The 20,433-nt window shown below is 71.6% G+C and carries 23 protein-coding genes and 1 tRNA gene; 7 read left to right on the top strand and 17 right to left on the bottom strand.

The features are described 5' to 3' along the window. The first annotated feature begins 92 nt into the window (after positions 1–92). Positions 93–713: a TetR/AcrR family transcriptional regulator gene (locus ACFWBF_RS09085; protein ID WP_385597503.1), complete on the top strand. Its 621-nt coding sequence runs from the start codon at positions 93–95 to the stop codon at positions 711–713. Here the strand turns inward: ACFWBF_RS09085 and ACFWBF_RS09080 are convergent. Beyond that, positions 704–2,362 (bottom strand): MDR family MFS transporter, encoded by a 1,659-nt coding sequence (locus tag ACFWBF_RS09080; protein ID WP_385597500.1) that lies wholly within the window; start codon positions 2,360–2,362, stop codon positions 704–706. The two genes, ACFWBF_RS09085 and ACFWBF_RS09080, sit on opposite strands and share 10 nt — an antisense overlap. A 13-nt stretch (positions 2,363–2,375) precedes the next feature. Then, entirely contained in the window at positions 2,376–2,810 is a 435-nt protein-coding gene (locus ACFWBF_RS09075) for a MarR family winged helix-turn-helix transcriptional regulator (protein WP_385597497.1), read from the bottom strand. A gap of 120 nt (positions 2,811–2,930) precedes the next feature. On the opposite strand from ACFWBF_RS09075, the gene ACFWBF_RS09070 reads away from it, so the two are divergent. After that, complete coding sequence (locus ACFWBF_RS09070; protein WP_385597494.1) at positions 2,931–3,167, top strand: hypothetical protein; 237 nt, start codon at positions 2,931–2,933, stop codon at positions 3,165–3,167. 67 nt (positions 3,168–3,234) lie between these two features. Here ACFWBF_RS09070 and ACFWBF_RS09065 read toward each other — a convergent pair whose 3' ends face one another. The 10 genes from ACFWBF_RS09065 to ACFWBF_RS09020 form a co-directional block, all read right to left on the bottom strand. Next, complete coding sequence (locus ACFWBF_RS09065; protein WP_385597491.1) at positions 3,235–3,975, bottom strand: hypothetical protein; 741 nt, start codon at positions 3,973–3,975, stop codon at positions 3,235–3,237. A gap of 49 nt (positions 3,976–4,024) precedes the next feature. Further along, complete coding sequence (locus ACFWBF_RS09060; RefSeq protein ID WP_385597488.1) at positions 4,025–4,873, bottom strand: RNA polymerase sigma factor SigF; 849 nt, start codon at positions 4,871–4,873, stop codon at positions 4,025–4,027. A gap of 230 nt (positions 4,874–5,103) precedes the next feature. Then, positions 5,104–6,114 (bottom strand): SigB/SigF/SigG family RNA polymerase sigma factor, encoded by a 1,011-nt coding sequence (locus tag ACFWBF_RS09055; RefSeq protein WP_385597485.1) that lies wholly within the window; start codon positions 6,112–6,114, stop codon positions 5,104–5,106. A gap of 235 nt (positions 6,115–6,349) precedes the next feature. Then, entirely contained in the window at positions 6,350–6,511 is a 162-nt protein-coding gene (locus ACFWBF_RS09050; protein WP_365924412.1) for a hypothetical protein, read from the bottom strand. 398 nt (positions 6,512–6,909) lie between these two features. Beyond that, positions 6,910–7,230, bottom strand: coding sequence for a hypothetical protein (locus ACFWBF_RS09045; RefSeq protein WP_385597482.1), 321 nt, complete (start codon positions 7,228–7,230; stop codon positions 6,910–6,912). Between the two features lie 98 nt (positions 7,231–7,328). After that, positions 7,329–7,415, bottom strand: a tRNA-Ser gene (locus ACFWBF_RS09040). Between the two features lie 87 nt (positions 7,416–7,502). Next, entirely contained in the window at positions 7,503–7,931 is a 429-nt protein-coding gene (gene tadA, locus ACFWBF_RS09035; protein ID WP_385597694.1) for a tRNA adenosine(34) deaminase TadA, read from the bottom strand. Between the two features lie 50 nt (positions 7,932–7,981). Continuing rightward, on the bottom strand, positions 7,982–8,533 hold the full coding sequence (locus tag ACFWBF_RS09030) for a hypothetical protein (protein ID WP_385597691.1): 552 nt from the start codon (positions 8,531–8,533) through the stop codon (positions 7,982–7,984). A 389-nt stretch (positions 8,534–8,922) separates the two neighbouring features. Then, positions 8,923–9,117 (bottom strand): hypothetical protein, encoded by a 195-nt coding sequence (locus ACFWBF_RS09025; protein WP_385223846.1) that lies wholly within the window; start codon positions 9,115–9,117, stop codon positions 8,923–8,925. A gap of 125 nt (positions 9,118–9,242) precedes the next feature. After that, positions 9,243–10,205 carry a universal stress protein gene (locus tag ACFWBF_RS09020; protein ID WP_385597479.1) on the bottom strand — a complete coding sequence of 321 codons (963 nt, stop codon included), beginning with the start codon at positions 10,203–10,205 and terminating at the stop codon, positions 9,243–9,245. A gap of 192 nt (positions 10,206–10,397) precedes the next feature. Here ACFWBF_RS09020 and upp point away from each other — a divergent pair, with 192 nt between their 5' ends. Next, complete coding sequence (gene upp, locus ACFWBF_RS09015; protein ID WP_267033738.1) at positions 10,398–11,033, top strand: uracil phosphoribosyltransferase; 636 nt, start codon at positions 10,398–10,400, stop codon at positions 11,031–11,033. 79 nt (positions 11,034–11,112) lie between these two features. On the opposite strand, the gene ACFWBF_RS09010 is transcribed toward upp, so the two are convergent. Continuing rightward, positions 11,113–11,775 (bottom strand): LytR C-terminal domain-containing protein, encoded by a 663-nt coding sequence (locus tag ACFWBF_RS09010; RefSeq protein WP_385597476.1) that lies wholly within the window; start codon positions 11,773–11,775, stop codon positions 11,113–11,115. A gap of 166 nt (positions 11,776–11,941) precedes the next feature. After that, entirely contained in the window at positions 11,942–12,238 is a 297-nt protein-coding gene (locus ACFWBF_RS09005; RefSeq protein WP_099173160.1) for a type II toxin-antitoxin system VapB family antitoxin, read from the bottom strand. 88 nt (positions 12,239–12,326) lie between these two features. Between ACFWBF_RS09005 and ACFWBF_RS09000 the strand changes: the two genes are divergently transcribed. Together ACFWBF_RS09000 and opcA are read left to right on the top strand one after the other, a co-directional pair. Next, complete coding sequence (locus ACFWBF_RS09000) at positions 12,327–13,898, top strand: helicase HerA-like domain-containing protein (protein WP_385597472.1); 1,572 nt, start codon at positions 12,327–12,329, stop codon at positions 13,896–13,898. A gap of 93 nt (positions 13,899–13,991) precedes the next feature. Further along, positions 13,992–14,924: a glucose-6-phosphate dehydrogenase assembly protein OpcA gene (opcA, locus tag ACFWBF_RS08995; protein ID WP_385597469.1), complete on the top strand. Its 933-nt coding sequence runs from the start codon at positions 13,992–13,994 to the stop codon at positions 14,922–14,924. On the opposite strand, the gene ACFWBF_RS08990 is transcribed toward opcA, so the two are convergent. Continuing rightward, entirely contained in the window at positions 14,873–15,355 is a 483-nt protein-coding gene (locus tag ACFWBF_RS08990) for a cupin domain-containing protein (protein ID WP_385223852.1), read from the bottom strand. The genes opcA and ACFWBF_RS08990 overlap by 52 nt on opposite strands. A 66-nt stretch (positions 15,356–15,421) precedes the next feature. Continuing rightward, positions 15,422–16,015: an HhH-GPD-type base excision DNA repair protein gene (locus ACFWBF_RS08985; RefSeq protein WP_385597466.1), complete on the bottom strand. Its 594-nt coding sequence runs from the start codon at positions 16,013–16,015 to the stop codon at positions 15,422–15,424. A 121-nt stretch (positions 16,016–16,136) separates the two neighbouring features. Here ACFWBF_RS08985 and ACFWBF_RS08980 point away from each other — a divergent pair, with 121 nt between their 5' ends. Then, entirely contained in the window at positions 16,137–16,955 is an 819-nt protein-coding gene (locus ACFWBF_RS08980; protein ID WP_385597463.1) for a VOC family protein, read from the top strand. Positions 16,956–16,960: 5 nt separating this feature from the next. Beyond that, entirely contained in the window at positions 16,961–17,380 is a 420-nt protein-coding gene (locus tag ACFWBF_RS08975; RefSeq protein WP_385597688.1) for a molybdopterin-binding protein, read from the top strand. Between the two features lie 67 nt (positions 17,381–17,447). Here ACFWBF_RS08975 and ACFWBF_RS08970 read toward each other — a convergent pair whose 3' ends face one another. Beyond that, positions 17,448–20,420, bottom strand: coding sequence for a hypothetical protein (locus ACFWBF_RS08970; RefSeq protein WP_385597460.1), 2,973 nt, complete (start codon positions 20,418–20,420; stop codon positions 17,448–17,450). Positions 20,421–20,433 lie beyond the last annotated feature (13 nt).

The raw sequence follows: 20,433 nt of genomic DNA, 5'->3' as shown, positions 1-20,433 counted from the left end.
GGATCCGGCCACAATCCAAGGGGCACCCCCTAGCATCAAGAGGGCAGACCGGGCATTCCGGGCTGATCCACCTGGCGTGAGGAGGGTGCCTCATGGTGACCGTGGCCGATTCCGGCAAGACCCGGGCCAGTGTGTGGCTGACCGCCAGGCCCGCCGCACCGGCCAGACGCCGGAGCGAGGCCCCGTCCGGGCTCGACCGGGAGCGGATCACCGCCGCCACCGTGCGGCTGCTCGACGCCGAGGGGCTGGCCCGGTTCTCGATGCGGCGCCTCGCCGCCGGGCTCGGGGTGACCGCGATGTCCCTGTACTGGTACGTGGACACCAAGCACGATCTGCTGGAGCTCGCCCTGGACCGGGCCCTGGGCGAGCTCACGCTGACGGCCGGGGCGCCCGAAGGGGGCTGGCCCGGCCGGCTGCGGGCGCTGGCCCGTGGCTACCGCGGACTGGTGGCGAAGCACCCGTGGGTGGCTCCGCTCACCGCCGCGTACCCGAACATCGGCCCGCACGCGCGGGCCTTCGACACCGCCCTGCAGCGGCTGTTGGACGCCACCGGCCTGACGGACGCCGCCCGGACCGGCGCCCACCTGGCCGTCTCGCAGTTCCTGCACGGCTGTGGGGGCACGGTCCGGCGGGCGCCCGCAGGGGACTTCGGCCTCGCGCTCGACGTCCTGATCGCGGGCATCGAGGCGAAGGCCGCCCCCGGTCAGGCCTGAGCGGCCGCGGGCGTCTCGGCCGAAGTCGACTGCGGGGCCGAGGCCGAGGCCGAGTTCGAGGCCGCCGGCGCGTGGGCCGCCGGCTTCGACTTCAGCGCGACCTCCTTGATGAACACCACCAGCACCAGGGCGAGCAGCGCGGTCGGGGCGGCGTACAGGAAGACGTCGCCGACGCCGTGCCCGTAAGCGGACTCGATGACCGTGCGGAACGGCGCGGGCAGCTTGTCGAGGTCGGGGATCCCGCCCCCGCCGGTGCCGCCGTGCCCCATCGCCGCCGCCTTCGGGCCGAGCGCGGCCAGCCCGTCCTGGACGTAGTGCGTGACCCGGTTGGCCATGAGCGCACCGAGTGCCGAGACGCCCACCGCGCCGCCGAGCGAGCGGAAGAAGGTGACGACCGAGCTGGCCGCGCCCAGGTCCTCGGGGGCCACCTGGTTCTGGGTGGCGAGGACGAGGTTCTGCATCATCATGCCGAGACCGAGGCCGGTCAGCACCATGTAGATCGCGATGTGCCAGTACGGGGTGTCGTAGCGCAGGGTGCCCAGGAGCCCCAGGCCGGCGGTCAGGAGCACTCCGCCGGAGACGAGCCAGGCCTTCCACTTGCCGGTCTTGGTGATCACCTGACCGGAAACGGTGGAGGAGACGAAGAGGCCGCCGATCATCGGAATCGTGAGGATTCCGGACATCGTCGGGGACTCGCCCCGCGCCAACTGGAAGAACTGGCTGAAAAACACCGTGCCCGAGAACATCGCGATGCCGACGAACAGCGAGGCCGCAGAGGCGAGGCTGATGGTCTTGTTGCGGAACAGCCGCAGCGGGATGATCGGGTCGCTCGCGCGGGACTCGACGTAGATGAAGAGCAGGCCGAGCGCGAGGGCGCCGCCGGTCATCGCCAGGGAGGTCCAGGAGATCCAGTCGTACGAGTCGCCGGCCTGCGTGACCCAGATCAGCAGCAGTGACACGGCGCCGCTGATCAGGAACGCGCCCAGCCAGTCGACCTTGACGTCACGCCGCACCACCGGGAGGTGCAGGGTCCGCTGGAGCACGATCAGCGCGATGATCGCGAAGGGCACGCCGACGTAGAAGCACCAGCGCCAGCCGAGCCACTCGGTGTCGGTGATGACGCCGCCGAGCAGCGGGCCGCCGACGGTGGCGACGGCGAAGACCGCGCCGAGGTAGCCGCTGTACCGGCCGCGCTCGCGCGGGGAGATCATCGCGGCCATCACGATCTGGGCGAGGGCGGACAGGCCGCCGACGCCGATGCCCTGGACCACGCGGCAGGCGATCAGCATGCCGGTGTTCTGGGACAGGCCCGCGACCACAGAGCCGAGGACGTAGATCACCAGGGATATCTGGACGAGCAGCTTCTTGCTGAAGAGGTCGGACAGCTTGCCCCACAGCGGGGTCGCCGCCGTCATCGAGAGCAGGGCCGCCGTGACCACCCAGGTGTACGAGGACTGGGTGCCGCCGAGGTCACTGATGATCTGGGGCAGGGCGTTGGAGACGATCGTGGACGACAGGATCGCCACGAACATGCCGAGCATCAGCCCGGACAGTGCCTTCATGATCTGGGCGTGGGTCATGGCGGCGCCGTCGGACGTGGTCTCCGGCAGGCCGCCTCCCCGCACACCGGTCGGTGTGTTCGTAGCCATGTGTTTCCTTTGTCTAGAAGCTCGATCGGAGTCGGGCCAGCAGGGTGGTGAGTACGTCGATGTCCTGCGCGGACCAGTCGGCCAGCGCCTTTTCCAGTGCGCCGTCGTAGCGGTCGCCGAGGTCGGCGAGGAGCGCCCGGCCGGCCGGGGTGAGCCGCAGGATGCGGCAGCGGCCGTCGCCGGGGTCGGTCTCGCGGGCAATCCAGCCGCGCTCGGCGACGTGGGCGACGTGGCGGCTGGTCACCGAGATGTCGACGGCCATGAACGCGGTCAGGCGGCTGAGGCGCATCTCGCCGTGGCGGTCGAGCAGGGTCAGGACCACGGCCGCGCCGGGAGGGCAGTCGGGGGGCAGGATGCGGGCCAGGTCGCGGTTGACCGAGCCGATCCCGGTGAGCTGGCGGGCCAGTTCCGCGTAGCGGGTGGCCGTCCGTGTGGTGTGCGTGGGCACCGGTAGGCCCTCCCCTCAGCTTGTTGCTTGGGGCAACCATATAAGCGGATGGTTGTTACAGGCAAATGAATCGGGGGGTGGGGCGGTAAAGGAATCGGAAAACCGGCTAGGGTCCTGCGCATGGCTGCGAACCACAACTCACAGGCCCCCGAGGGTGACTACGACCCCGCGGGCAGCACTCAGATGTTCCGGGCGTTCGTCGAGGAGCCCGAGGCCCCGGCAGTGCCGACGGTGCCCGGCTCCCGGATGCAGCAGCGCGGACAGCGGAAGTCCGGCTCGAAGACGGGCGTGTGGCTGGGGGTGGCGATCGCCCTGGTGATCGTCGCCGGCGCCGCGGCCTGGCTGGCGCTCGGCTGACGCCCGGCGGGGGCCCGGCGGGGGCTCGGCGCTCGGCCGGCACTCGACCGTGGCCCGGGCCCCGGACTCAGCTCCAGGTGGCCGTGACCTTCCGGGTCTCCACGTGCATGCCGAGCGGGACGCGCCAGGACTCCACGCAGACCGTGTAGGTCTGCGTCCTCGTGGCGCCGCCCGCGATCGGGCCGGGCAGGGGCTGGGCCGTCGTGATGGTGGCCCAGTCGACCCCGAGGGCGCCGATGATGTGCGTCGCGAAGCCGACGGTCCCGGAACGGGCCGCGGTGGTCCCGGTGTTGGTGAACGACACCGTCACCTGCTCGCACCAGCGGTCGGCCGCCGGAGCGCGGTTCGGCGTGCTCAGCGACAGCTTCGCGGGAGTGGCCGGCGGCGTGGTGCCGGGCCGGGTGGGCGGGCCCGTGTGCCCGCCGGGGCTCGTCGGCGCGCCGGAAGTGCCGGGCGCGGTGGTGGTCGGCCCGGCCCCGGGGGCGGTGCCGGGGCGGTCCGCGGAGCCGCCGGGGGTGGTGGACGCGGCTCCACCCTGGGCGGAGCCGCCGGCGGGCCGGGACTCAGGAGTCGTGGCCGACGTACTGCTGGAAGCGCTGGAGCCGCCCGTCGCGGGCGAGGCGCCGAGCGGCTGGAACTCGACCCGGCCCTGGGGGGCGACATTCTCCCCCGGGCCCCGCTCGGGCCCCGGGGCGGCGGCGCCCACGGCCACGTAGCCGCCCGGCGGTGGACCGCCGCAGCCGCTCAGGGCGGCGGCAGCCGTGGCGCACAGGGTCAGGAGGGCGGCCGCCCGGGATGCCTTTCGCATCCCGGCAGTTTTACTGACGGGCCGTCAAATGGGAAGCCGGACGGCGCGGTTACTCGCCGATCAGGCCTACGCGGAGCTGCGCGAGCGTACGGGTGAGCAGCCGGGAGACGTGCATCTGGGAGATGCCGACCTCCTCGCCGATCTGCGACTGCGTCATGTTCGCGAAGAACCGGAGCATGATGATCTGCCGTTCCCGGGGCGGGAGTTTGGCCAGCAGCGGCTTCAGCGACTCGCGGTACTCGACCCCTTCGAGCGCGGTGTCCTCGTACCCGAGGCGGTCCGCGAGCGAGCCCTCGCCGCCCTCGTCCTCGGGGGAGGGCGAGTCGAGCGAGGAGGCGGTGTAGGCGTTGCCCACGGCGAGGCCGTCGACGACGTCCTCCTCGGAGACCCCGAGCACGGCGGCGAGCTCCGGCACGGTCGGCGAGCGGTCCAGCTTCTGGGCGAGCTCGTCACTGGCCTTGGTGAGGGCCAGGCGCAGCTCCTGGAGGCGCCGCGGGACGCGGACGGACCAAGAGGTGTCCCGGAAGAACCGTTTGATCTCACCCACGACCGTGGGCATCGCGAACGTCGGGAACTCCACGCCGCGTTCGCAGTCGAACCGGTCGATGGCCTTGATCAGGCCGATGGTGCCGACCTGGACGATGTCCTCCATCGGCTCGTTGCGGCTGCGGAAGCGAGCCGCGGCGTACCGCACGAGGGGCAGGTTCAGCTCGATCAGGGTGTCGCGTACGTACACCCGGTCGGGGCTGTCCGCGTCCAGGGCCGCGAGGCGCTGGAAGAGGGAGCGGGAGAGGGTGCGGGTGTCGATGGCTTCCGAGCGGTCAGACACTGGCCGTGCTGCCGGCGTCGCGCTCTTGACGAGCGTGAGCACCTTGGAGCTGCCCTGGTCTACGGACATGCCACCCCCTTGAGGTCGCGGACGGTCGCGTACGGCGCGCCCGTCGGAGGAACGCAGCCTCCACCTGAATACCGGAGGCGGGGCTGCGGCAAACGCGGTTCCAGCAGAATGTCACATGTCGGCAACACGCTGTAGCGCCAAGTCGACATATATCTCCAGCGACAGAACAGGTCAGGAGGGCTTCAGCCCGTTCTGTCGGGAAACGCGTGAATGATCTCCACTCGTTCCGGTTACGCCTCGATCCTGTTTGCGGATCTCAACCGGGCGAAGCTGCGGGCGAGCAGCCGGGAGACGTGCATCTGCGAGACGCCGAGTTCGGCGCTGATCTGCGACTGGGTCAGATTGTTGTAGTACCGCAGGAGCAGGATCCGCTGTTCGCGCTCGGGCAGTTGTACGAGGAGGTGCCGTACGAGATCGCGGTGCTCGACCCCGGCGAGCTCGGGATCCTCGTACCCGAGGCGGTCCAGCAGGCCGGGGAGTCCGTCGCCCTCCTGGGCGGCCTCGAGCGAGGTTGCGTGGTAGCTCCGGCCGGCCTCGATGCACGAGAGGACCTCGTCCTCGGTGATCCGCAGCCGTTCGGCGATCTCCGGGGTGGTCGGGGTGCGCCCGTGGAGGGTGGTGAGGTCTTCGGTGGCCGCGTTGACCTGCACCCACAGTTCGTGGAGGCGGCGCGGGACGTGAACGGTGCGGACGTTGTCGCGGAAGTATCGTTTGATCTCGCCGACCACGGTGGGCATCGCGAAGGTCGGGAACTGCACGCCGCGCTCGGGATCGAAGCGGTCGATGGCGTTGATCAGGCCGATGGTGCCGACCTGGACCACGTCCTCCATCGGCTCGTTGCGGCTGCGGAAGCGGGCGGCCGCGTACCGCACGAGCGGGAGGTTCGCCTCGATGAGGGCCCCGCGCACCCGGGTGTGCTCGATGGTGCCCGGCTCCAGGTTCTTCAGCTGCCCGAACAGGACCTGGGTGAGGGCCCGGGTGTCCGCCCCCCGGCTCGGCGGTCTCGGGGCGACCGGGGGCCCTTCGGCGGGCTCCGGGGCGGGCTCTGTGACAGTCTCCGGGGCAGCCTCCGGGACGGTCTCCGAGACGGTGTCCGAGGCGGTGTCCTGGGCGGGCGTTTGGGCGGGCTCTTGGCGGAGGTCCTGCTGGGGCGGCACCTGGGAGTCGTGGGGACCGTGGGGGTTGTGAGGGGCGTGGTTCTCCTGGGGCGGGCTCTGCTGGGCGTCCTGCTGGGGTGGCACCTGAGGTGCAGTACTGGCCGGCACTGTCACGCCACCCCTTCAAGTCGTCAACTGATCCGTCAAAAGCGGTCATAGCATCACAAGAGATGTGCACTGTGTGCAAGCACCGTATATCGCCGTGTTGAGGGCAAGTTGGGCATATCGGGGTATCGCGCCCTGAGGGTGGGAATGCAAAAAGCCCCCCACCCGTCGGAGTGGGGGGCCGGAGAGTCCGGAAACCGCTTCAGCGTACGGGTCAGCGCACCAGTTCGGTCATGAACTCGCCGATGCCGTTGGCGGCATCCGAAATACCTTGGAAGCCTATTTGCACCATATCGGCGGCTTTGACGGGTTGGGTGATGATGACGAAGAGGACGAACACGACGAGGGCGCCCGTGATGATCTTCTTGGTGTCCACGTGCGGCGTCGGCCTCCCCAACCGGTCCTGCAAAGTCGGGTGAGTCTAACCGGTCATGTTTGAACCCTCACCTGTCCTTTAAGGACCAATGACCCGGCACCCCGGGTCCTTTGCCGGTGCGAGCGCGGTCCGGGGAGGCGCAGGATTGGTGGTGAGCCCACCGGTTCTGGCAGGAAATCGGTGGGTGAGGGACAGGACCTCACTGCGGGGTCCGAGCCGCAAGCTTCCCCCCTGACTGCGGCTCGGACTGGCAGGTCTTGTTCCCATCGGGGGAAGTGGCTTGTCCCCCCGATGCCACTTCCCCCGTCCCCACCGTCGAAGGTCCCGACCCCCTGGTCGGGGCCTTCGACGTGTTCCGGGTCCTGTCGGTCCCGCGGGAGATTTCGTCGGAGGTTCGGCTATTCGATGCCGCCGGCCAGGTCGGTGAGGGGCTGTACGGGTGCGATCACGGGGGCCAGCTGGTTCGGCAGTTCCATCAGCTGGTTGAGCTGGTTGAGGCCGCCGCTGAGCTGTCCGCCGATCTCCTGGACGGAGGCCGGCTGGGCGCCCGCGGGCGTTCCCGGCGCCGACGGCAGGTCCGGAAGGGTGAGCGGGGAGATCGGCGCGGCCGAGGCGGCCGGTGCGGCGAGGCCCGCGGCGGCCCCCGCGAGGGCGATGGCGGCGAGCATGCGCTGGGTCTTGGTCATGCCGTGACAACGGCCGAGGAGGCGGCCGGTCACGCGCATGCCCCCGGAGAGCCCCCGGAGAGCCCCCGGAGGGCAGACATGCGGGAACGCCGAGAGCCCCGACCCTTGCGGGGCGGGGCTCTCGGTCAGAGCGGTAGCGGTGGGATTTGAACCCACGGATAGCTTGCACCATCACACGCTTTCGAGGCGTGCTCCTTCGGCCGCTCGGACACGCTACCGAGAGAGAGCTTAGCCCAAGGACCGCCCTGCGCTGAAATCCGTATCCGGGCGAAGGCTCCGACGGCCTCCGGAGGCCTCCGACGGCCTCAGAGCTCGCGGAAGAAGTCCGTCAGCTGACGCGCGCACTCCTGCTCGAGCACGCCGCGGATCACCTCGGGACGGTGGTTGAGCCGGCGGTCGCGTACGAGGTCCCACAGCGACCCGGCCGCGCCCGCCTTCTCGTCGCCCGTGCCGAAGACGACCCGGGCCACCCGCGACTGCACGAGCGCACCCGCGCACATCACGCACGGCTCCAGGGTCACCACGAGGGTGCACCCCGGAAGCCGCCATTCCCCGAGCTTGGCGGCCGCCCGGCGCAACGCCAGTACCTCGGCGTGCGCCGTGGGGTCGCCGGTGGCCTCCCGTTCGTTGTACCCGGTGGCGAGGAGTTCCCCGGCCGGGCCGAGCACGACGGCGCCGACCGGCACGTCGCCGGCCGCCGCCGCCCGGGCGGCCTCCTGGAGCGCCAGGCGCATGGAGTCCCGCCACGGGTCCCGTACGGGATCGGGGTGCTGCGTGTCGGTCACTAGCGGACGGCCTCCAGGACCTCGGTGGCGCCGAGCGAATCGGCGATCTCCGAGAGCGCGTCCCCGTCCAGGGTCATCAGTTGCTTGTGGCTCACTCCGAGGTCGTCGAGGAGCCGGGGGTCGCCGAGCGGACCGGCCGGCACCGGCTCGGCGCCGGATGCGACCTCCTCGTCCACGTCGTCGTCTTCGTCGTCGGTGAACGAGGCGATGGGCTCGGCCTCGCCGTCCTCGGTGCCGTCGAGGTCCAGTTCGTCGAGTTCGTCGTCCTCCTCGTCGCTGCCCAGCAGCTCGTCGGTCAGCATCGAGCCGTAGGAGCTGCGGGAGGCCGCGGAGGCGTTGGAGACGAAGTACCGCGGGTCCTCCTCGCCGTCCACACGGACGACGCCGAACCAGGCGTCCTCCTGTTCGATGAGGGCGACCACCGTGTCGTCTTCGACAGCGGCGGCGCGGGCGAGATCGATCAGATCACTCAGAGACTCGACATTGTCGAGTTCCATGTCGCTCGCTTCCCACCCGTCTTCGGTGCGCGCGAGCAGTGCGGCGAAATACACCGTGACTCTCCCACTGGTCATAGGCGTGCCGGTTGGAGGTCCCCCCGGCCGGAGGTTGGGGGGTGGAACGGCTGCCGTGCTCGCCGTTTCGTGCCCCGCCCAATCGGCATCGTGGCAGAAACAGCGGCTTTGCGAGAGGTCTTCCGCGCTTGCGTCGTGCCGCGCCGTGCGCTCCGCGGGTCGTACGGGGGGTGTCCGGGGTGCCGCAGGACGCCGGTGATCCGCCCCGTGCGGCGGCCGTGTCGCGTCCGCCCGGTGCCCGGGGGTCCGGGGCGGCGAGCCCGTCTCGCCGCTCCGGCGCGGCGGCCGTGTCGGGCCCGTCCGGTGCCCGGCGTGGCGGGCGCCGGTGATGCGTCCACGTGGCGGCCGTGTCGCGGGCGCCGGGCCGGTCACCAGCGGAAGGTGCGCATCCGCATTTGCTGGCGCATGCGGGCCGCGCGGGCGCGCCTGGGCTGGACCCGGTCGCGCAGTTCCCGAGCCTCCATCAGGTCGCGCAGGAACTGGGCGCGGCGCGCTCTGCGCTGCGCCGCGGTCTCCGGCGTTTCGTACTGGTCGCTCTGTTCACTCGGCTGCGTGTCGGGCATCGGCCACCACCCCGGGCTGGTCCGGTCGTCCTCCTCCGCCGGCGCGAAGCAGACCCCCTCACCCCACCTTCCCCCGGACGGCCCGATTGATGCCACCCCCGAGCAGGTCAGAGGCCTTCCTCGGGTTACGAGGGCTGCGAGGGCTGCGAGGGCTGCGAGGGCATCGTCGGTACGACGGCCACCGGCCCGTGCGCGTGGTGGAGCAGCGCGTGCGCCACCGAGCCGATCATCAGCGACCGGACGTGGCGGCGCGGGTGGTGGCGGCCCACCACGACCAGCGCCGCCGACCGGGACGCGTCGACCAGCCGGCCCGCGGCGTCCCCGGGCACGGCGGCCTGCTCCACGGGCACGTCCGGATAGCGGGCGCGAAGCGGGGCCAGCCGCTCGGTCTGGGAGCGCAGCATCTCCCGCTCGGCCGGTACGCCGTCGTCCCCGGCGTCGGCCAGGCCCTCGGGGGGGATCACGACGAAGGGGGCGTCGACGACCATCGTGGGGGCGGGCGGGATCGCGTACGCGGAGACCACCTGGACGGTGGTCCCCCGGGCGGCCGCCTCCGCGAACGCGAAGTCCAGCACGTCGTCGGGCGTCTCCGAAGCGTGCAGCCCGAGCACCACCCGCCCGGCCGAGGCCTCGGCGGCGGCCTCCACACTGCGCGCCTCGTGCGGGACGACCACCACCGGGCAGGCGGCGCTCGTGGCCACCGCGCGGCTGTTGGAGCCGAGCAGCAGGGCGGCGAAACCGCCGTGGCCCCGGGAGCCCATCACGAGCATCCGCGCGTCGGAGGCGAGGGCCCGCAGCGCCTCGGGGACGGATCCCTCCAGCGACTCGTAGGCCACCCCGGCCGGCAGCTCGGGCACGGCGGCGAGGAGGGTCCGGATGTGGTCGCTCACGGGGTCGGTGAACTCCTGCGGCTGGGAGGAGTCCCGCAGGGCGGAGCGGCGCGCCGCGTACAACTGGGAGCTGTCGGGCAGCACATGGGCGACGAGCAGCCCCGTGCCGTGCCGGAGTGCCGCGGCCCTGGCCCACTCCAGGGCTCTGAGGCTGTGTTCGGATCCGTCGACGGCCGCGACCACCTGTCGGTTGCTCATCGACCCAGCCTGCTGGGCGCCCGGGCGGGTCGCATCTCCAGGGCTTTCCGGCCGTGCCCGCCCCTTCGGGCACGAAGGGGCGGGCACAGCGCGTAGCCTTTTGGGTGTCGGTCGCGTGTTTGCGGCCGTTTTTGCAGGTAGCGGGGTCGCTGGTCGCAGGTCGAATCCGGCAGCTGAGTCTTGGAGGATGTTGTGCGTTTGCAGGTCGTCGATCACCCCTTGGTGGCGCACAAACTCACCACGCTGCGCGACAAGCGCACCGACTCCCCCACCTTCCGGCGCCTCGCCGACGAGCTGGTGACGCTGCTCGCGTACGAGGCCACCCGGGACGTGCGCACGGAGCAGGCCGACATCGTGACCCCGGTCGGTCCGACCACCGGCGTCAAGCTCTCCCACCCGCGCCCGCTGGTCGTGCCGATCCTGCGCGCCGGTCTCGGCATGCTGGACGGCATGGTGCGGCTGCTGCCGACCGCCGAGGTGGGCTTCCTGGGCATGGTCCGCAACGAGGAGACCCTGGAGGCCTCCACGTACGCGACGCGCATGCCGGAGGACCTCTCGGGCCGCCAGGTCTACGTCGTGGACCCGATGCTCGCCACCGGCGGCACGCTGGTCGCGGCCATCCAGGAGCTGATCAAGCGCGGCGCGGACGACGTGACCGCCGTGGTGCTGCTGGCCGCGCCCGAGGGCGTCGAGGTCATGGAGCGCGAACTGGCGGGCACGCCGGTGACGGTGGTGACGGCCGCGGTGGACGAGCGGCTCAACGAGCACGGCTACATCGTGCCGGGCCTGGGCGACGCGGGCGACCGCATGTACGGCTCGGCGGAGTAGTCCTCCGGCCGGGCCGGGACTGGGCCCGGGCCCAGTCCCAGGACCAGGACCAGGCCCAGCGCCCCGCCCAGCCTCCGGCTCAGCACTTCTTGGCGAGCGCGGGCGCGGGGTTGGCCAGCAGGGCCAGCGCCTTGTCCGCGTCCGCCTTCGTCGTGAGTTCCTTGAAGGCGTCGCCGAGGATCAGGTCGATGTCCGCGGTCTCGCGGGCATCGGTCTGGTGCGTGGCTCCGGCCAGGTTGACGCCGACCACGGAGAAGGCGGTCTGGTCGGTCTTGGGCGAGCCGACCAGTATCCCGGCGGCCGGGACCTTCTTGTCGAAGTCGGCGGGGGCGTTGCCGACCTGGCCGATGGTGAACCCGCGCTTCTTGAGCTCGTCGCCGACGGCCTTGGCCAGGCCCGCACGCGGGGTCGCGTTGTAGACGTTGACCGTGATCTGGCCGGGCTGGGGGAGTGCGACGGCCGGTTTGCCGGAGGCGGCGGGCCCGGAGCCCGCGCCGGAGCCGGGTTTGGGCGTCGGGGTGGCGCAGTCCTTGGCGGCCGCCGAGGCGTTCCGCTTGCCGTCGCCGTCGCGGAACACGCCGATGAGCTGCACGGCCCCGTAACCGAGAAGCGCGAGCCCGAGAAGCGATCCGAGCGCGGCGAGAAGGATCCTGCGGCGGCGTCGGGGGCGCGCCATGCGGGGGTAAGCCGCTCCCGTGACGCGGTACTTTCCGCCCATGCCGGGGGGAGTGAGCATGCTCATGAGCGCAGCGTAATGCCGCCTCGTCCCGATGCCCACCGAATCATCTGTTGATAGGGCAAGCCTGACCCGAAAGGCGCAACCGGGACGCAACCGGCGCCCGCCGGCCCGGCGTCAGCCCGTGCTCCGCCCGGCGCCGACCCGGTGCCGTCGGGGTGTCGTCGGGGTGTCAGCCCAGTTCGAGGACGCGCGCGTGCAGCACCTGGCGCTGCTGCAGGGCCGCGCGGACGGCGCGGTGCAGCCCGTCCTCCAGGTACAGGTCGCCCTGCCACTTGACGACGTGGGCGAAGAGGTCGCCGTAGAAGGTCGAGTCCTCGGCGAGCAGCGTCTCGAGGTCCAGCTGGCCCTTGGTCGTCACCAGCTGGTCGAGCCGGACCGGGCGCGGCGCGACGTCCGCCCACTGCCGGGTGGTTTCCCTGCCGTGGTCGGGGTACGGCCGCCCGTTTCCGATGCGCTTGAAGATCACACGGAAAGCCTACCGGGCCGGTGCCTGCGGGCGCAGCCTCGCGATGTTGGTGCAAAAGTGTCAAACAGCGCCAATTCGGGAGTGATGTATGAGCGAGAGCACCGACCCGGCCGGGCAGATCGCCGCCGGCTACGCCTTTACCGGACCCGCGCTCGACCTCGGGGCCCTGCTCTGGGACGGGGCCTGTCTGCCGGACCGGCAGATCCGCATTCCGCTGTCGATGCTCAACCGGCACGGGCTGGTCGCGGGCGCCACCGGCACCGGCAAGACCAAGACCCTCCAGCTCATCGCCGAGCAGCTGTCGCACAACGGCGTCCCGGTGTTCCTCGCGGACGTCAAGGGCGACGTCTCGGGGATCTCGGCGCCGGGCACGGCCAACGCGAAGATCGAGGAGCGGGCCAAGGACGTCGCCCAGGAATGGGAGCCCGCCGGATATCCCGCCGAGTTCTACTCGCTGGGCGGGATCGGGCCGGGCATTCCGCTGCGCGCCACCGTCACGAGTTTCGGGCCCGTGCTGATGTCGAAGGTGCTCCAGCTCAACCAGACGCAGGAGCAGTCCCTCGGCCTGATCTTCCACTACGCCGATTCCAAGGGCCTGGAGCTGATCGACCTCAAGGACCTGCGGGCGGTGGTCGCCTTCCTCGTCTCCGACAAGGGGAAATCCGAGCTCAAGGGCATCGGCGGACTGTCCACGGTGACCGCCGGGGTGATCCTGCGGGCGCTGACCGCCTTCGAACAGCAGGGCGCCGCCGAATTCTTCGGGGAGCCGGAGTTCGACACCGGCGAATTCCTCCGAACGGCCGCGGACGGGCGCGGAACGGTCTCCGTACTGGAGCTGCCGGCCGTCCAGGACAAACCGCAGCTCTTCTCCACCTTCCTCATGTGGCTGCTGGCCGACCTCTACACCGATCTGCCCGAAGTCGGCGATCTGGACCGGCCCAAGCTCGTCTTCTTCTTCGACGAGGCGCACCTGCTCTTCAACGGCGCGTCGAAGGCCTTCCTGGACTCCATCACCCAGACCGTCCGGCTGATCCGGTCCAAGGGCATCGGCGTCTTCTTCGTCACGCAGACCCCGAAGGACGTACCGGGGGACGTGCTGGCCCAACTCGGCAACCGGGTGCAGCACGCACTGCGCGCCTTCACCCCGGACGACGCGAAGGCGTTGAAGGCCACCGTGAAGACCTTCCCGAACTCCGGTTACGACCTGGAGGAGCTGCTCACCCAGCTGGGCACCGGCGAGGCGGTGATCACGGTGCTCAGCGAGAACGGCGCCCCGACGCCGGTGGCAGCGACCCGGCTGCGCGCGCCGCAGTCGCTGATGGGGCCGATCGACGCGGCCGCCCTGGACCGGGCGGTGAAGGGTTCGCTGCTGTACTCGCGCTACGCGGAGCCGGTCGACCGGGAGTCGGCGTACGAGAAGATCAGCGCCGAGCAGGCGGCCGCGGAGGCCGAGGCGGAGGCGGCAGCGGCCGCGGCGACGGCCGAGAAGCAGGCCAAGGAGGCGCAGAAGGCGGCCCGCAGCGCGCCGAAGCCGGACCCCTCGCTGGCGCAGCAGGTGGTGGGGAGCGGGCTGTTCCGCTCGCTGGCCCGCTCGGTCGGGACCCAGCTGGGCCGGGAGATCTCGCGGTCGATCTTCGGGACGGCGCGCCGGCGCAGGTGACTTGGCGCAGATGGCGTGAGGTCCCGCGGGAGCGACCTGCTGATTGCGGCAACCGGGTGACGCCGGACCGGCGGTCGCTGACAGACTCGGCGCATGCGGACCGAACTCACCGACACCACGTCCAGCAAGGTCAACCGGGCCCTGCTCGAAGCACGCCGGGCCATCGGCAGCCCCACCATGGGGCTCGTACTGAACCTCGTCGTGGTCACCGACGAGGAGAACGCCTACGACGCCGTCCGTGCGGCCTCCGAGACCTCGCGCGAGCACCCCTGCCGCATCATCGCGGTGATCAAGCGCAGCGCGCGGGGCCCGCTGAAGCTGCGCCGGTCACGCCTCGACGCGGAGCTGCGGGTCGGCTCGGACGCCGGGACCGGGGAGATCGTGGTGCTGCGCCTGCACGGGGCGCTGGCCGAGCAGGCCGGCTCCGTCGTGCTCCCGCTGCTGGTGCCGGACGCGCCGGTGGTGGCCTGGTGGCCGGCGGAGGCCCCCGCCGACCCGGCGCGGGACCAGCTCGGGGCGCTCGCGCAGCGCCGGATCACGGATGCCGAGGCGGCGCCCGACCCGGTCGCGATCCTCGACACGCGGGCCGTGGCCTACGCCCCCGGCGACACCGACCTCGCCTGGACCCGGCTCACGCCGTGGCGCTCGCTGCTGGCCGCGGCCCTGGACCAGAAGCCGCTCCCGGTGACGGGCGCGGCGGTCGAGAGCGAGCCCGGCAACGCCAGCGCCGAGCTGCTGGCGCGCTGGCTGGAGGACCGGCTCGGGGTGAGCGTGGCCCGGGTGGCCACGGACGGGCCGGTCATCACGCGGGTGCGGCTGGACACCACGGCCGGAGAGATCAGGGTGGACCGCCCGGACGGGGTCCTGGCCACCCTGGTCCTGCCCGGGAGCCCCGACCGCAAGGTGGCCCTGAAGATCCGCACCAGCGCCGAGCTGATCGCGGAGGAGCTGCGCAGGCTCGACGCCGACGAGGTCTACGCCTCGGCGCTGCGCAGCCGCCCGGCCCAGGCCTCGCTCTCGGCGTAGTGGTTGTCGTAGGTGGGCTGGCTGTCGATGATGTCCTGCACGGTGGCCTCGCCCGCCCGCACCCGGCCCAGCAGGCGGTAGTAGTCGAAGCGGGCCATGCCGGGAGTGAACCCGACGAGCACCTCGGCAGTGCTGTCGGCGGCCGGGGCGAAGGCGTGCTTCACGCCGGGCGGGACGGCGAGGAAGTCGCCCTTGGCCAGGGTGTGTATCTCGTCCCCCACGAGGACGTCGAGGCGCCCTTCGGTGACGTGGAAGAACTCGGTCGCCTTGGTGTGGAAGTGCACCGGGGCGCCGGCCGCGCCCGCCTCGAAGGTCGCGGTGTTGCAGGTGAGCTCGGCGGTGTCGGTGAGCAGCGTGATCAGGCTGCCGGGGCCGTCGGAGATGGTTTCGGCCGTGGCCGCGCGGGTCAGATTCACAGTCGTTTCCGTCATGTGAATGATCTTATGGGGAGGGTCTGACAATCGCCGGGCATTCGATACGGCCCGTCAACTCGGCGCCTACGAGGCACCCTTCGCCTTGGCTGCGGCCTTCAGTTCCTGCTTGTGCGCCCGGACCTTGGCCAGCGATTCGGGGCCGGTGATGTCCGCAGCCGAACGGTAGACGTTCGCCGCGCCGTAGCCCCCGGCGGCCTCGCGCCAGCCCGTGGGCCGGACGCCGAACCGCTTTCCCAGCAGCGCCAGGAAGATCTGTGCCTTCTGCTCGCCGAAGCCGGGCAGCGCCTTCAGCCGTCCCAGCAGCTCGGCGCCGGTGCCGGCGTCCGCCCAGAGCGCCTCCGCGTCCCCGCCGTAGTGCTCCACCAGGTACGCGCACAACTGCTGGATCCGCTTCGCCATGGAACCGGGGTAGCGGTGCACGGCCGGCTTCTGCGAAAGCAGCGCCGCGAAGGCCTCCGGGTCGTACGCGGCGATGGCGTGGGCGTCCAGGTCTTCCGCGCCGAGCCGCCCGGCGATCGTGTAGGGGCCCGAGAACGCCCACTCCATCGGTACCTGCTGGTCGAGCAGCATCCCGACGAGCGCGGCGAGCGGGCTGCGGCCGAGGAGCTCGTCGGCCTCCGGCTGCTGGGCCAGCCGGATGGTGATGTCCTTGTCCATGGCTCCAGCGTCCCGCGCGGCGGCGCTCCCCGCGCGGTCGCCGCACCGCGCACCTAGCGTGAGAACGGCACGTACGAGACGTACGACAGGCATGCGCACACGACACGGGAGTCGATCGATCATGGCTGAGTTCAAGGAAGGCGCGCCCTGCTGGGTGGACGCGATGTTCTCCGACGTGGAGGGCGCCAAGCGGTTCTACGGCGATGTGCTGGGCTGGACCTTCGGCGAGGCGTCCGGCGAGTTCGGCAATTACACGCAGGCCTACTCCGGCGGCAAGGCCGTCGCGGCCGTCGTCCCGCCGATGCCGGGGGGCGAGGCGCCTTCGCAGTGGTGTCTGTACTTCGCCTCGCCCGACGCGGCGGCCACGGCCGAGAAGGTCAAGTCCGCGGGCGGCGAGCTCCTGATGGAGCCGATGCAGGTGGGCAGCTTCGGCACGATGGCGATCGCGAAGGAGCCGAGCGGCGCCGTCTTCGGCGTCTGGCAGCCGGGCGAGCACAAGGGCTTCGAGAAGATGGGCGAGCCGGGCTCGTACGCGTGGGCGGAGGTCTTCACCCGGGAGCCCGACAAGGCGGACGGCTTCCTGCCGAAGGTCTTCCCGTACGGCGCGCAGCAGATGGAGGCCGGCGACGACCCGGAGACGGCCGGCATGGACTTCAAGGTCTTCAGCCTGGGCGGCAAGGACAACCCGGTGCTGGGACGGATGAAGATGGGCGACGAGTTCCCGCCGCAGATCCCCTCCTACATCCAGGTCTACTTCTCGGTCCCGAACTGCGACGAGGCCGTGGCCAAGACCAAGTCGCTCGGCGGCACACTGCACTTCGGCCCGATGGACAGCCCGTTCGGCCGCTTCGCGGCGGTCACGGACCCGCAGGGCGCGGCCTTCGCCGTGATCGACATGTCGACGACGGTCGGTGAGATGCCGAAGATGTCGCAGGCGTGACGGGCATGGGCCTGAGCATCCGCAACCAGCTCGCCGGCACCGTCACCGCGGTCACCGCCGGCGAGGCCATGGCGACGGTCAAGGTCCGGCTGGAAGGCGGGCAGGACATCACCGCGGCCATCACCACGGACGCCGTCAAAGACCTCGGCATCGCCGTGGGCTCCTCCGTGAAGGCGCTGGTCAAGGCCACCGACGTGGCCCTCGCCACCGGCCCCGTCGAGGGCCTGTCCATCCGCAATCAGATCGCCGGCACGGTCGTCGGCGTCGCCACCGGCGGCGCCATGGCGTCCGTCAAGATCGACGTCGACGACGGCGGGCTTACCGCTGCCGTCACCAACGACGCGGTCGAAGAGCTCGGCCTGGCCGCCGGGTCGGCCGTCGTCGCGCTGATCAAGTCGACCGAGATCTCGCTCGCCACCGTCTGAGCCGCGGAGAGCACGGGAAAGGCCCCGGCCGGTTGCCCGGCCGGGGCCTTGTCGTGTGGCGACGGGATCAGTTCGCGACCGGGTGACCGTTCGCCTGGATCTTCGCGGCCGGCGGGGCGGCGGTCACCGTGTACGCGCCGGGCAGGTAGCCCGGCGAGCGGGTGCCGGCGGTGTACCACGTGCCGTCGAGCACCACGTCGTAGGTGCCCGGCGCGACGCCGAAGGTGGAGAGCCGCACGGTGAGCGAGGTGCCGTCGGCGCTGACCGACACCGGCTCGCTCATCCGGTACGGGGACGCGGGGTTGCCGTCGGAGGCGAGCTTGACCTCCGTGCCGAGGGTCAGGTTCGTGCCGTGCAGGACCACCTGCGTCGTGCTCTCGGCGGCGCTGGTCGCCGGGGTGACCGAGTCGGCGTCGGGGCGCTTCGGGGGCCAGTTGGCGCATCCGTCGTCGCAGACGCCCTGCATGGAGTAGGAGAGCGGGGTGGTCGCCGTGTACGCGTCCAGCAGCAGCAGGTACTCACCCTCGACCGCGGAGGACGTGGTCGCACACTGGAACTTGAAGTCACCGGCGTTGAGGTTCATGCAGTTGACCATCGGGTCGAGGCGCGGCCCCCCGAAACCGGTGCTGCTCAGCATGCTCACCCACGGATTGCTGACGGAGGAGGCGCTGTTGTCGGCGCCGTACACCTTGAACCGCTGAGACGGCTTCATCGTGGCGACGGCGCAGTACCCCGCCGCGGCCTCGGTCAGCGTGCCGCCGCGCACCGGGAAGCTGTCCGCCGAAACCCGGTTCGCGGTGCACTCGGGCGCCCAGCCGGCCGCGGTGGCGACCCGCCAGGTGTCGATGTGCGCCACGATCGGGGTGGTGCCGTCGTATCCGGCGGCCAGCCCGAAGAGGAAGTAACCCGCCGAGCCGGTGACCCGGCACGCTCCGGCGCTCGTCCAGCAGACGACCTTGCCGGTGGCGTCGGCCACGCCCAGCTGGGCACCGGTGCGGTACGCCGCCTGCGGGGTCCGTACGTTGATCACCAGCTTGTCCGTGGCAGCCGTCTTGAACTGCAGGCAGGTGCTGTCCAGCGCGGAGTTGAAGGTGTAGCCGGTGGACGCACCGCCGACGGTCAGCGACTTCGGCGCGGGGCACTTCGCGGTCGGCGAGATGTCCCGGCGCACCAGGCGGTAGCTGTCGGTACCGCCGGTGCCGATGAGCAGCGCCGGGTAGGCGGGGCCGGTCTGGAACACGCAGGCGGTCGTGGTGCTGCCGGTCGTGCTGCACACCTTGTCGCCGGCGCCGTCGTAGATCTGTACCGAGGCGTTGACCCGGTTGGTGGCGTTCGAGTAGTCGATCATCTCCGCGGTCGAGTGCTTGTCGGCCGCGACGGCCAGGCACGCGACCTGCTTGTCGGCGGTGAGATCCACCTTCATGCCCGTCGAGGGCCCGAAGCCGGTGCGGTTCCAGGTGGTGCAGCCGCTGACGTCACCGGTGCCGTGGATGGTCATCCGGTAGGCGCCCGAGGCGGGGCCCGAGAGCACCGCGCGGAAGGGCGCGGTGCCCGTCAGCTTGCAGACGGAGACGTCGGAGGTGGCCCGGCACTGCTGGACGCCCTTGGCGTCGTAGACCGTGGTGACCGGGTCCGCGCCGCCGTCCGCGGGCGGGTTGTCGAGGAAGTACAGCCCCTTGCCGGTGGCCGTCGGGAGCGTCCTGCACAGCCGCTGGGAGGCGCCGGTGAAGGTGCCCCGCGCCGGGCCGGAGGCGAAGCCGTCGTCCCGCGCGTCCGTGCAGCCGGTGGCCTGGTTCGTGGCGTGGAACCAGATGCCGTACGGGTCCACGGTGGTGTTGTTGCTGTCGCGCGCCCAGGTGTAGTCCCCGGCGGCGAGCGTGCACGGCACGTCGGGCGCCGGCGGGCACGCCTCGGCGCCGCCCATCTGGTAGAGCTTCCCGGAGATCCAGGACGAGGCCTCGGTCGGGCCGAACGCGAAGGGCCCGGCGCTCGGCACGCGCAGGATGCGGCAGCGCGTCGCGGACGAGGCGGCCGGGACCGTGCCGTACGCCTGCACCGTGACGACGGGGCAGCCGCCGGGGTAGGAGAGGCGGGCGACGGTGAAGCCGTAGGCCACGCTCCGCCCGTAGTCCTGGTTGACCAGCAGGGTGAACGGGGCGGTGCCCGTCAGCTTGCAGTCGAAGTCCGGCGAGTTCCCCCGGGTGGAGCACGTCTGCTTGCCGGTGGCGTCGTAGACCGTGCCGTACACCTCGTACGAGGTCAGGTGCGCGCGCAGGACGGCCCCGGCGGCCAGCGGCAGGCGGAAGCAGTCGCCCGCGGAACCGGCGGCCACGGTGGCGGCGAAGGCCTTCGGCGCCCCGAGGGTGGCCTCCGCCCCGGTCACGGTGGTGCAGGAGGTGCCGGACAGCAGCGCTTTGTACGAGACGGAGAACCCGCTGTCCGCCCAACCGCTGGTGAGCTCAAGGGTGTACGTCCCGGGCTTGCTCGTCGGGCAGCGCGTCTCCCCGTACGAGCCCAGCGGCGCGCAGGTGACCGCGGAGCCGTCCGGCGCCTTCAGGTTCGGGTACTCGATCCCGCCGCTCGTGGAGACGGCCTGGATGAAGACCAGGTCGGTCGCCGCGGTGAGGGCGAGGGTGAACTTGGCGCCGCCCGCCGGGCGTGCGGCGCAGGTGTGGACCGTGTCCGGCGCGATGGCGCCCGAGCAGGTGTCGGCCGCGCTGATCCGGCTGACGTCCCGGCCGGCCGCGGCGCGCTCCGCCGCGGGTTCGGGCCGCTTCTCCTCGGGCTTCGCGGGCGCGGCCTTCGGCGCGGGTGCGGGCTTCGCGGCCTCCGGTGCGGCTTCCGAGGCGGGCGCCCCGGCCCGGGTCTCGTCCTTCGGCGCCACCGCGGCGGCGGCCGCGCCGACCGGTCCCACGAGTGTGGCCAGGACGGCGATGATCAGTGCGACGAGCGCGGTGACGCCTGTCGGTCTGTGCGTGCGTCTCCCCCGACACCGCTTGTCGCTGAACATGTACGGCATGCGTTCCCCCCAGAAACTCAACTGCCCTCCATAG

The organism is Streptomyces sp. NPDC060028 (genome assembly GCF_042736725.1).
Lineage (GTDB): Bacteria > Actinomycetota > Actinomycetes > Streptomycetales > Streptomycetaceae > Streptomyces.
This window is presented reverse-complemented; position numbering and strand designations above follow the sequence as displayed.

What these genes read in the sequence shown, in the direction of transcription:
- ACFWBF_RS09085 (WP_385597503.1), top strand. Translation starts at nt 93, where the DNA reads ATGGTGACCGTGGCCGATTCCGGCAAGACCCGGGCCAGTGTGTGGCTG.
- ACFWBF_RS09080 (WP_385597500.1), bottom strand. Translation starts at nt 2,362, where the DNA reads ATGGCTACGAACACACCGACCGGTGTGCGGGGAGGCGGCCTGCCGGAG.
- ACFWBF_RS09070 (WP_385597494.1), top strand. Translation starts at nt 2,931, where the DNA reads ATGGCTGCGAACCACAACTCACAGGCCCCCGAGGGTGACTACGACCCC.
- ACFWBF_RS09065 (WP_385597491.1), bottom strand. Translation starts at nt 3,975, where the DNA reads ATGCGAAAGGCATCCCGGGCGGCCGCCCTCCTGACCCTGTGCGCCACG.
- ACFWBF_RS09060 (WP_385597488.1), bottom strand. Translation starts at nt 4,873, where the DNA reads ATGTCCGTAGACCAGGGCAGCTCCAAGGTGCTCACGCTCGTCAAGAGC.
- tadA (WP_385597694.1), bottom strand. Translation starts at nt 7,931, where the DNA reads ATGCGCCTGGCGCTCCAGGAGGCCGCCCGGGCGGCGGCGGCCGGCGAC.
- ACFWBF_RS09025 (WP_385223846.1), bottom strand. Translation starts at nt 9,117, where the DNA reads ATGCCCGACACGCAGCCGAGTGAACAGAGCGACCAGTACGAAACGCCG.
- ACFWBF_RS09020 (WP_385597479.1), bottom strand. Translation starts at nt 10,205, where the DNA reads ATGAGCAACCGACAGGTGGTCGCGGCCGTCGACGGATCCGAACACAGC.
- ACFWBF_RS09010 (WP_385597476.1), bottom strand. Translation starts at nt 11,775, where the DNA reads ATGAGCATGCTCACTCCCCCCGGCATGGGCGGAAAGTACCGCGTCACG.
- ACFWBF_RS09000 (WP_385597472.1), top strand. Translation starts at nt 12,327, where the DNA reads ATGAGCGAGAGCACCGACCCGGCCGGGCAGATCGCCGCCGGCTACGCC.
- opcA (WP_385597469.1), top strand. Translation starts at nt 13,992, where the DNA reads ATGCGGACCGAACTCACCGACACCACGTCCAGCAAGGTCAACCGGGCC.
- ACFWBF_RS08990 (WP_385223852.1), bottom strand. Translation starts at nt 15,355, where the DNA reads ATGACGGAAACGACTGTGAATCTGACCCGCGCGGCCACGGCCGAAACC.
- ACFWBF_RS08985 (WP_385597466.1), bottom strand. Translation starts at nt 16,015, where the DNA reads ATGGACAAGGACATCACCATCCGGCTGGCCCAGCAGCCGGAGGCCGAC.
- ACFWBF_RS08980 (WP_385597463.1), top strand. Translation starts at nt 16,137, where the DNA reads ATGGCTGAGTTCAAGGAAGGCGCGCCCTGCTGGGTGGACGCGATGTTC.
- ACFWBF_RS08975 (WP_385597688.1), top strand. Translation starts at nt 16,961, where the DNA reads ATGGGCCTGAGCATCCGCAACCAGCTCGCCGGCACCGTCACCGCGGTC.